The 11430-nt window shown below is 34.2% G+C and carries 7 protein-coding genes; 5 read left to right on the top strand and 2 right to left on the bottom strand.

Annotated elements, in window-relative coordinates:
• Positions 1 to 82 precede the first annotated feature (82 nt).
• The 3 genes from BC008_RS12680 to BC008_RS12670 all read left to right on the top strand — a co-directional run bounded on the left by BC008_RS12680 (position 83) and on the right by BC008_RS12670 (position 4132).
• Positions 83 to 1885 (top strand): hypothetical protein, encoded by a 1803-nt coding sequence (locus BC008_RS12680; protein WP_027845514.1) that lies wholly within the window; start codon positions 83 to 85, stop codon positions 1883 to 1885.
• 449 nt (positions 1886 to 2334) lie between these two features.
• Positions 2335 to 3531 (top strand): ATP-binding protein, encoded by a 1197-nt coding sequence (locus tag BC008_RS12675; protein WP_235595861.1) that lies wholly within the window; start codon positions 2335 to 2337, stop codon positions 3529 to 3531.
• Between the two features lie 76 nt (positions 3532 to 3607).
• A complete protein-coding gene (locus BC008_RS12670; RefSeq protein WP_058183574.1) occupies positions 3608 to 4132 on the top strand; it encodes a DUF192 domain-containing protein in 525 nt (174 codons plus the stop codon).
• A 651-nt stretch (positions 4133 to 4783) separates the two neighbouring features.
• Here BC008_RS12670 and BC008_RS12665 read toward each other — a convergent pair.
• On the bottom strand, positions 4784 to 6016 hold the full coding sequence (locus tag BC008_RS12665) for an AIPR family protein (protein WP_027845517.1): 1233 nt from the start codon (positions 6014 to 6016) through the stop codon (positions 4784 to 4786).
• Positions 6017 to 6114: 98 nt separating this feature from the next.
• The gene (locus BC008_RS12660; protein ID WP_058183573.1) at positions 6115 to 9345 is read right to left on the bottom strand and encodes a plasmid replication protein, CyRepA1 family; all 3231 of its coding nucleotides are present in this window, start codon (positions 9343 to 9345) and stop codon (positions 6115 to 6117) included.
• Between the two features lie 408 nt (positions 9346 to 9753).
• Between BC008_RS12660 and BC008_RS12655 the strand changes: the two genes are divergently transcribed.
• Positions 9754 to 10863, top strand: a complete 1110-nt coding sequence (locus BC008_RS12655) for a GRAS family protein (protein WP_058183572.1) — start codon at positions 9754 to 9756, stop codon at positions 10861 to 10863.
• A 339-nt stretch (positions 10864 to 11202) separates the two neighbouring features.
• Positions 11203 to 11430, top strand: a 228-nt coding sequence (locus tag BC008_RS12650) for a DUF4277 domain-containing protein (protein ID WP_153009509.1), incomplete at its 3' end; no start/stop codon positions are given.

Raw genomic sequence — 11430 nt, 5'->3', positions numbered from 1 at the left:
ATATTTCCTAATAAGAAAATCATTTTAATAGAATTCTTTAGTTGTTAGATTTTTTGTTGCTTATCGATTTCATTCACGGGTATTGGATTTAAAACCTACTGAGATTAAAAGAGATTTATATTCTGAAATAAAAGAACTAGATGAAGCTATTTACTCAGGCAAATCTGCTGCTAGTCAAGCTCATAAAAAAATAAAAGTTCAAATTAGACAGAATACTAATATTAAAAATGTAAATACAACAAGCAATCAATCTATTAATAATGCCATTGATGATACAAATGAAACAATAAATTTAGATTCAGCATCAACAGAGAACATAAAATCAGGAATCAAAGATTTAAATTCTCCTGAGATTAGAAGAGATTTAGATTCTGAAATAAAAGCTATTAGACAAGATTATGAAAATTTTCAGTTACATATTCAGGAATCAAAACAGATTGTTAATAATTCAGTTGGACAACTTAAAAATTCAATAGAAAAACTTAGACATTATCAAGATATTCAAAAACATTCAAGTTCTGCTGTTCAAGACCCTGTAGAAACTGGAAATGAAACAGAAAAAGATAATATTATTCAAACATATCATAATCAAAAAGAGAGTCATGTACCAGAATTAAAATATCCAGAAGATGCTATAAAATATGTTAATTTTCTTAGCAATGAAGAAAGTAAAGACAGTATAAAAGAAAGTCAGACAAATAAAGATATCCTTGAAACTTCTTCAACGCGAATCATGTCAGCAACAGAATCATTAGAAAAGCCTTTAAAATCTTTAATTAATTCCGAGCTTAAAAAACTTCAATTAGAAATCAAGCTTTTACAAGCAGAGAGTAACGCTTACAAAGCCATTCTCCAGGAAAGAATAAAAAATGAACCGAAAAAAATTACATTTTGGCAAGACTTAAAAAGTAATCTATCTCAAATCGCAACTGACATGAAAAATGCAGTTGGATTACATATAAAAGAATTTAATAAAAATTCAGAGGGACAAAAGCATGCCAAAGCTTTACTAAAGTTATTTCATAGTCAAAGTAAAGATAATACTTATGAGGGTAAAAATTATCGAATTACTAAGGAAAATGGTATTTATACAGTTAATTCAATTAATGATAATAGACAAGTCATGCAGTTCCGTTCTAGCATCACAGGCACAAAAATTATACAAGCTAATCTAAATCAAAAAGATATTCAAGCACTAAAAAGTCTGAGTAATCATGTAAGAAAAATTCCCCATACCAAACAATCTAATGTTATTCCAACATCTTTTCAAGAATTTGGTAAATCAGATTCTCAACGCTTTGTTGAAATAAATAAGATTGCTGATGCCCTCTCTGAATACGCTAAATTTAAAGGTCATCCTGTATCAATTCAAGGGAAAAAATCTAATTACAATTGGCAAGCCGATCTCCAAGGAAATATAACTATTGAACATAAGGATAAGGTTATACTCCAAATAAAAGATGGTCATACCTATGATGCAATGGAACCTAGAGATATTACCTTTTTCCAAAATTCTTTACCTGCCTTACAACAGATAATCAAGCAAGATAATACTCAAAATTCAAGTCATACAAATACAGATTTATTACCAAAAGTTAAAAAGCTTGCTCAAACTATTAATAAAATTACTCAAGATAAGGGAAAATCTATTCATTTGACTGGGAACGATTACAGTATCATAAGTAATAAAGAGAACATTCAGATATTTCGTAAACAAGGTAATCAATTAATTTTTAACTATAGTCATAAATCAAATAAGATTACTGAGAATTCTATGACGATTCAAGATGTATCTAACATCGAGAATAAACTTACAAAAATTTCACTACCTAAAAAACAACAAAATACTCAAATATCTAATAATAAAGGATTGTCTTTAGAATAATGAATCTTGAATTATCTCATCAATTAGATATCTTTTTACAAGCCAAAATACCAGTAATATGTATTAATACACCGATTAAAGAACGAATTATAACCATTAAAAATATATATAATTTCTCTGCAAAAAAAGGATTAAATCTTAATCTATGGAATCATGGTTGGGAAATTTTTAAAAATGTAGAATGCCCAAATAACAAATTAAGTTTTTCTCCAATTTATGACACTTTAAATTCCCAGACACAAGATATATTCACAGCTTTCAGTTACTTATTAAATTGTTCAGACTCTCGTTGTTTTATTCTTGAAAATATATTTGATTCCTTTCAAGAAAACACACCTTTCTTATTTCAAACTAAAATAGTTTTTCAAATTACTAATGTCTACTATGAGCTATGTCAAAAACAATCTCTAAATAAAATTTTGATTTTACTCACGAATGAGGTAAGCAAAATGCCACACTCTCTTCAAGAATTAGTACCCATAATTTCAACACCATTGCCTGAGGTAAGTGAGATACCAGGCATTATTCAGGATTTTCTCAAAATTCAACTAAATAAAGACGATATCTCGTCTCTTGGTACTGCTGCTTCCGGACTTAATTCTGAAGAAATACGCTCTGGATGTGCTCTCGCCTGCGCGTCATTAAAGTGGGAGCAACCTCTAAATAAACAAAATAAATTATTTGAATATTCACCTACTAATATTCGTTTATTGACTGACTATCTTCAGAATTATAAAGCTGAACGTTTTCAAAGTATGGGTCTAGATCTTATCTCCCAAGATGGTTTATCTGAATTTGGTGGATTCGATTTACTCAAAAAATTTATCGACAATGTAAAATGTGACTTTTCTCCAAAAGCTCGCCACGCAAATATACCTCTACCAAAAGGTTGCTTGCTCGTTGGTCCACCCGGTACTGGGAAAACATTATCTGCTCGTGTCAGTGCCAAAATTTTAGATTTCCCATTAGTCAGCGTCGATACTTCTAATGTTGCTGCTATCGGTGCAATTTACCTCAAGCAATTAATTCAAAGGGTTGAAGCTTGTGCTCCTTGTCTTTTATATTTTGACGAATTTGATAAGCTATTTGATGCTGACCCCCATAGTGGCGACGATAAGAATTCTAAGTCTATATTAGCTGTTTTACTAACATGGCTTCAGGATAAGAGAAGTTCAGTTTTTGTTATGGCTACCCTTAACAGACTAGAAGCTCTACCACCCGAATTAACCAGAGTTGGTAGATTTGATGAAATTTTTTGGGTAGGTTTTCCCCAGGCTAATGAGAGAAAAGAGATCTTAACCTTACATCTTTCCAAATTTGATCCAAGGTATAAACATGGTAATCCTCTATCAGAACAAGAGTGGCGTCAGATTCTCAACAAAACAATAAATTGCACTGGCGCTGAACTGGCTAGATGCGTTGACAAAGCAGCACGAGAGTTATTTTATCAAAATCAAGAAATAGAAATTGGTGCAAAAGAATTACTAGAACAGAGAGAACAAATTGTACCTTTATTCTCGCGAGACACCGATCGCATACTTGCTATGGAAAACAAGGCTAAACATTTCTCTCAGCCTGCTTCTAGTCCAGACACCTCTATATTTGCACCTTCCTTACAGTCTTACTGGGGCAACAAATTGAAATAAACGAAGGTTCTTCCTTGGAAGACAGCGTTGCGTTAGCAAAAGGCGATAAAAAGAACAGTAAATACTTATTAAAAATATGAAAATTAATTCGATTCATCTTCAAAAATTACCTCTTATCAAATTAGTAAGATTTTTGAATATTGCAGGTCCAGTTGCTGGTGCGACTGCTGCACTTTCTCCCCTAATATTGTTTTTATGGAATTCTCATCCACAATATTTAGACGTCGGTGCCACATTTAACCGCTACGAAACAATTAGACTCGAAGTAGCCTCCCAACCAAAACAAATTAGTAAGGGAATGAAGTTTAGATTCAGATGGGATATACCTTCTAACCAAGGAATGTTATTTACTTTGAATAAAAAACCAGAAATATCAGAAGTCACTACTAATCACTACTTAATGTCTGTAGATATCATATTTCTTAAAGATAATATTGTTAGATCAGTCATAAGGAATGCTCCTCCTTGTTTTTTGAAAAACAAATGTCCTAAATACAGCTCCATATATCCTGTAAATCAAATGATTCAAGTTCCTGGAGGTAGCATTAGTACTATTGATTTACAACCAGAGGATAAGATTGGAATAAAAATGCTTAAATAAAATAAATAAAATTAAACTGCAAAAATAAAGGAGTTCGTCAAATTCCTTTATTTTGACTAATATTTACTAATAAATAAAATTATAAATAATACAGAAATTATTGTTATTGATGCTAACTTTCTTTTTTGGATAAATCTGACTCCATATATCGGAACAATAAAAATCCATAGGCCAGTAGAGATTGCCATTATTACAAATGATAAGAATTTATCAAATACATTGGTATTGGGATGTCGGCTTGAGAATAAAAGCCATCTCCAAAAAAAACAGCAACCTACCAATAAATAAATAGGAATAAAGTACAAAGTTATTATTTTCACTGCTTTCTCCTTAAAAATATGACAATTATTAATTGTTGAATAAGTACAAAATTGAGTAACAGAAAAGACCTCAATTATCTAAGAAGCACTATACTTCATATATAGATGTATATACAATTTCTCTGAAAAACATCCAATATTAACTTATTTCTTGAAGATATTTGGATGTATATTGATAAATATATCATGCTTTTAAAGCATATCCTATTAATCAATATATAATCTTTTTGTTAATAGCTAAAATTAATTAAATCAAATTCCTATAAAAAAATACTCCCATCCGGTTTCAGGTGGGAGATTTTTTATTCCAAATATATACAGTGTTTAATCATTATTTAATAATTAATTTTCTCCCTTTATTTTTTGATTTATTGCTGTTCTTTTGACTAATCATGTTGCGGTAAAGCTTATTTTGATACATGGAAGCACAAGTATATAGATTCTCCCACAATTCATTGTTGCGGCTAATTCTTGCGCCAATTGAATTCCCGGCTATCTTTTCTTTTTTTAGATAGTCTAAAAGGTGAGTTTTCCAAAGGTGTTTTATTAAATCTTCGCAAAACTCATCAAAGGGTAAAACCCAATTATATTCGGAATCTAGGAAGACGCGAAATGCTGCCACTATTGGTAAAGATAAATCTGCTGGCGCTCCAAACCCAAACGAATATTCACTATCACAAAGTAAGGTATTTTTTCTAATATCAATTGATGCTAGAGGATTGGAATCAACACCTTTTCTTTGAGGATGAATCAAATATTGATGAATTATTTCGTATAGCTTAATTTCTATCCACAATGCTTGGGAAAACAAATGCAATAATTTCGAGATTCTTTCTTGATCCGAATCTTTGATTTCTCTAGGTAAAGAAGAAATCGTTGGGTGTCTCCTTGTTTTCGCATCTGGATTATAGCGATTGCAATCCAGACATACTAGTAGTTTGATTACATGATTGATTGAACAATGAGTTGAAGAAGGGGCATCCGATTGATTCTGGTAATAGGAAACACGAAATTTTCTATCAGATTCTAATTCTAATTCCTGAAGATATTTCTTGATAAAATCATACCGACCTTTTGCATTCATACGAGAACGCATATCAACGGGAGAATTTGTATTTGTTGCCAATCCAATATCTTTGCAAGCTTCTTCTGTTAAACCTGAATAGATAATTACCTTGACATGAGCTTGGTCTAATTTGTATTTAAGTTGTGCTGCATGTTTGAAGGCTAAAACAGTATGACCACCGTTAAGAATACCATGATGATTGCATCCTTTATTTGGACCAAAAATTGTCAATTCTAATTCATACTCTGAAATCACTTTCACAGAATCAACCGATATCGTAATTCCGCTATGTTTATCTCCGAATTTCTCGGGAGCAACAAACAAGGAATCTAAAATCTGTCTATAAACAGAGCTTTTGCTGTTTGGTTCCCTTACATTTGGCGTTAAAGGTAAATCGGGAAAACCCTTAACATCAGCTAAGGCAACAATACATTTATTTTCCTCCGAAGATGATAGACAAACGTGATTGTCTACTTTCAATCTATAAACTTGAGGCATGGTAAGGAGCTAGAAAAGTTAATTTTTGTACTTTTAACATTTTCTAAATATTTTAGCAATTAAAACTGATTTTTCTTAAAACAAGCTGTTACCTGGAATTAAGTTATGCCCAATTCTGGAGCTAATTTAACCAATCTATAAAATAAGAAAGGATTATCTTTTTCTAGCTCAAATATTACCGATTTTATTTCATCTGAACCCAGTGGTTTTATCAACTCTTTGATTGTTTCAATACCGAAATCAAAAGCTTCTTTGATTAATTGAGTAAAAGCTTTGATTTTTTGGGGTACAGAAAACTTATTCTTGTTTGTGTCCTCACCCTCTTCTAAAAAGTTTTCCATAATATTATTGGGGGGTGGGGACACGGAAAGATTATCCTCAGTACCATATATAGTCTGTATTCTAGCTGCATGAGCTTGAGAACGTTCTTTCTGTTCTTGTAATTTAAGTTCTTTCTCATCACGCTTTTTTTGGCGATATTCCAAAACTTGTTGAGCAAAAGCAAGGTCATCAGAATTTAGAAAGTAGTATTTTACTCGTCGATCGCGAGGACCAAGTCTTTTAAAATCAGTGGAAAGCCCAATCTGGTTGAGAAATGACCCCAGCGCCCACATCCCTGATTTGTTCTCAGGGATAGTCAAGTTAAGTATCGCTTTAATATGCACTGCATATTGTTTGGAGAAATCTCCAAGTTCTTGCACCATATCTTCGCAACCAGTAAGCCTTCCTCCACCAAACATGTAGAGCAAAATTTCTCTCAAACCTAAACGTGAACGCATCCGCCAACTCGCAGAATAATTATGCCAGTCGGTACATATTGCCATTCTTTCACGCTCAGAGCGATCGCGTTGCGCTACCAGATCTGGTGGAAATTTAAATTCCTCCCCTTGTTCATTTACTTCAGTTACTGGTTCGGCAAGTATTGCTTCAAGCTGAATGATTTTTTTGATAAGCTTTCCACCATCATCTTTTTTTACCAACTCTGGCGTTACAGCCATGCCGTAAGCTTGTTTGATGCGAAATTTTTCGCATTCCAAAACTTCTTCAGGCTTCAAATATTCCTGTCGTTGCCGAATATCATAAGTTCTGCCATCTATGCAATTTGCATTCGTTACTGAATTGCAATACTCTTCATCAATTTTTTGGGAAACAATTTTCATCAAATTTTTGGCTGATTCATTTCCACCATCAGCCACAGGAATAATTTTACATTCCATTTCAGAAAGTAGTGATCTTAAATCCGCCCTGAGATTATTAATCGAAAAATTGCGTTGAGCTTGTATTTTGCAGTTAGCATCAAGTGCCCAATCCTTCTCTGCTCCTCTTGCTCCTGTTTTGCGATCGACTCTAATCAGAAAAGCCGTCAGTTCGTTTTTCTGTAGAATCTGTTGTTTAATCTTTCGCCAATGGGTAAGTCCATACCCAAACGGTGGATGAGGAGCAACCCAAACATGCATTGGAACATTGGGGCGATATCGCCATAGTTGTTGCACACATTCTTCTGCACTTTGGGATACCCCATGAAACACACCGAGGATTTCATCAAAATGCATTGTTGACATATCGACGCCAGTTCCAATACTGGGGCTGGCTAATAAAATATCAATTGTTTTAATCGCAACATTTATATTTTCAATAAAATCAACATTCTCAGGGGAGCCGGAATTATCTCCATGAATTGCCCAAATTTTTAATTGGTTTTGAGCTTGTAAAGAAATCTCAGATAAACTGTGCTCAACTTTTTTGATAAACTTTTTGGAGTCAGAAACCAAAAAAATCTTTTTACCTTCTAAGATTTTCCTGTGTAACTGTGCAATTAGATCATTACTATTATTACCTTCATACCAATAAACATCCCGACCTGGTGACTTCCATCTATTCTCAAAGATAATTGGCTCTTCTCCCCTTGGGCGCATTTTACGGAAAAAATCTATGGTTAGGTCGTTGAGATGTGCATCCGCCAAAATCACTAATTTTGAGTTATAAACTAAATATTCTAAAACTTCTAATATCTCAGCCCGATTTCTCCTGCAAGTTTTGGAATGAAGCAGGTGTACCAAATACTGGCAGGCTTCATCAATGAACAGGCAGTCATATTCCTGGACATTATGGGCCATCTTGTACAAAGAGTCTACCGTAATGCTTAATGCATTCGCTCGTACTAAATCTCCGTTACCTAGAGCAGTATACATCTGCGTATTCAGCCGTTTGGCAAGGTTTTTAAGCAGATTCACTCGATGCCCATTATTTAAAAATCTTTTGTCTGGATACAGATTCCTATATTTATTTAAAAGTTCAGTTTTACCTGAACCCATACTCGATAAAAGTCCTACCAAACCTGATGAAGGTAGTTGGATTGCATCAGAAATAAAACGAGCATTAACCACAACCGAGGGCTTATATTTTTTTAAGCCTCGGCTTCGATTAATGAAAAATGATTGTTGATATTCCTTCAGAGTTAAACGATCTGCAATTAATGCTTCAACTGCATTGGCAGCTTTTTTCTTGAGTGCAACAACCCAATCATCAACACCTTTCTCTTCACCAGGTAACAGAGCAACATCACAATAACAACCTTGATTTATAAGCCTTTGACCCGTTCTTCTTGTTGCCTGAAAGATACTCCTTTTTGTTTTTAGCTTGGTTTCGTAGTCGAATAATATTATAAATACTCGTTTCTTTTGAGCTAATGGGATTAAATCTGGGTGAAGTTTCTCTAATTCTTTCTCCCCTACCCGACCGCCCCATATTCCCGGCAGTGCTAGAGCTACAAAACCTAAGGAAAGCAAACATCCAGCTTTTTTTTCACCTTCGGTTAAGATAACTGGGATTTTTGGGTTGTCCACCACCCAAGCCCAAAAACCTAAAGCTTCTCTTTCAGAGTTCACCACAACATTTTCCGGCATTGGTACATTGTACCTTCGGGCTATTTTCTCCCAAACATGTAACGGAATACGCAGATATGTCACCCTATTTGTTACTTTCGCGGGAGACTCATATTTTACAAACTTTTCTGTATGTTTTTGCTTTTGTTTATCCCACTCCCTTCTTGGCTGATCTGGCTTAAATCTTCCCCACTCCATTGATTGCCAATTATTGTGTGGATCTAAACCACTAACCCACCAACCCCCAAATCTCGTGTGGGAATACTGTTTTAAATATTTGTTTCTTAACCTCCCATCATTTCTTCTTTCACTTTGAGGAAGGGCATAAAGCAAATCAATTATTGCCTCATCCCCTTCTAAAGATTGAACATTGAGTTCAATAAGTTTTCGTTCCACGCCAGAGAGGAGCCATTCCTCTAGGTGAATCGATTTTATGTTTGCCAAGATTATGTCTCCGATTATTCAAAAATCGGAGCCACCTGCATTAAAAAATCGCAAAATTTATCTACGAAAACAATATCACGGATTTTCCTTTTAACAAGAAGGGAACAGTCAACAGGGAACTCTTAACAGGGAAGAACGACAGGTTTCTTGTCCCCTGTAAAAAAACAGTGGATCCCGCGTCCCCCACCTTAATGCACGCATTAAGTTTAGGTGTTGAGTCCAAAGACCCAAATCTGATTGTTTGGATATGCAATATCAAGCCCAAGCGCAGCGTAGACGTATCGCTTCCTTATAACTCAGAGATCTACACAAAACCTTAACACTCATCTTCCCTGTTTATTCCCGATTACTTTTTTCAATTGAACTTGAACAAGTAAAACAGAAAATTATTAACAAGGAAGCAAAAAATTGAATACAACCTTAGATGTTTTAGGTAAGGGAACTGTTAAGCACGAAAAAACACTGTTCCATATTGTTAACTTAATTGCTCTCAACCAAAAATCATTAGCCCAGAGTGTTTTAAACCGATTATTGGACAAATTGAATACAGATGAATGCTCCAGTGCAGTAAATTACCTGGTATTTGCTAGAGCACTCGCTGAAAGAATTTCTGGCTCAGTTGCAGCTAAAGCCAATCTTTATCTCAAAACTTACGATTTACCTCAAATTCATCTCTTCAACCTCTTAGTTCGGGATGTACCGGTAATTTCTGCTGTCAGCCAGTTAGCAACCAACTTACTTGCAGATGCCTGCCAAAAGCAAGATGATATAACCTTAATCGACGTTGGTATTGGTACGGGACGACAAGTCGTGGATTTGTTGGCAAAATTAGGTAGCCACAAAATAGTGCCCAAACGTATTTTAGTTGTTGGTATAGAACCCTCGGCATGGAGTTTAGATTTAGCCAAGCAAAATTGTGAGAAAGCTGCTGCTCAGATTGGTATTGATATCGAGTTTATTTCTATCTGCAAGGCGGTAGAAGACCTGACGGAACACGAATGGGACCACCTGAAACAGGTTTGTCATAATCCAACGATCAATGCTTCCTTTGCTTTGCACCACATTAAAGATATTGAGGGGCGAAATGTGCGCACTTTGGTTTTACAGCGATTGCGTTCCTTAAACCCAAATTTACTTGTATTATCTGAACCCAATGTCAATCATCTGGAGCAAGACTTCCTCAAGCGCTTTTGCAACTGTTGGCATCATTTTGGAATTGTATTTAAGCTGATTGATTCTCTAGACATCAGTCAATGCGATAAAAATGCCCTAAAAGCTTGCTTTTTTGGTCGAGAAATTATTGATATTTTAGCAGTTAATGAAAATAGAACAGAACGCCATGAAGATACATCATCTTGGCTACATCGTCTGAGAAATAGTGGTTTTAAAGTAACAACACCTCAGCCAGTTTATGATTTGTTAAATTTCTCCCAAGTCAAATTAACTTTGACATCAGATTATTTCAGTTTTGATTATGATGGCGAGCCAATTGAGTCAGTTTTGGTCGCTGCATCTTAATTTTTGTGATGAATTGCACCTACCTATCTTCCCTATTTATTCCCGATCGATTTCTAGATTGAAAATAACTCAATAGCATAATCTTTTATCCCATCTTCCGCACCCTAACTGTCACACACCAAGGGGATGAGATTTTTTAGTACATATTTATTAAACAAGACTTAGATATTCATGAGACTAATGGGAAGTTATCTCATTAAATTTGGGATCTATCAAAAAGTATTTTGAGTTGAAGTCTTTGATGAGGCTAAAAAGATTCTTAAAAAAGTAAGAAAATATTTTTGCTCGAAATAATAATGTGAGAATTTAAACAGAATTGTGTTGTAAAATTCTGTTTTTATGTTTGATATAAAAGATGTTGAAATACAAAATATAGACCATTTAGGGATAGTAGCAGGAATCGTAGATTCCATTGGATTAGTAGAAATAATTAATGATTTATTAGGGTCAAAACCAGGAGAAAAAGTCAGTGCAGGACATGTTGTCAAAGCAATGATTTTAAACGGATTAGGATTTGTGTCTAAACCGTTATATATGTTCCCGAAGTTTTTTGAGCAAATAGCTTGT

It is taken from the genome of Mastigocoleus testarum BC008, assembly GCF_001456025.1.
Lineage (GTDB): Bacteria > Cyanobacteriota > Cyanobacteriia > Cyanobacteriales > Nostocaceae > Mastigocoleus > Mastigocoleus testarum.
This window is presented reverse-complemented; position numbering and strand designations above follow the sequence as displayed.

Excerpts from the sequence above, each read along its gene's own strand:
- BC008_RS12675 (WP_235595861.1), top strand. The coding sequence starts at position 2,335 with ATGCCACACTCTCTTCAAGAATTAGTACCCATAATTTCAACACCATTG.
- BC008_RS12670 (WP_058183574.1), top strand. The coding sequence starts at position 3,608 with ATGAAAATTAATTCGATTCATCTTCAAAAATTACCTCTTATCAAATTA.
- BC008_RS12665 (WP_027845517.1), bottom strand. The coding sequence starts at position 6,016 with ATGCCTCAAGTTTATAGATTGAAAGTAGACAATCACGTTTGTCTATCA.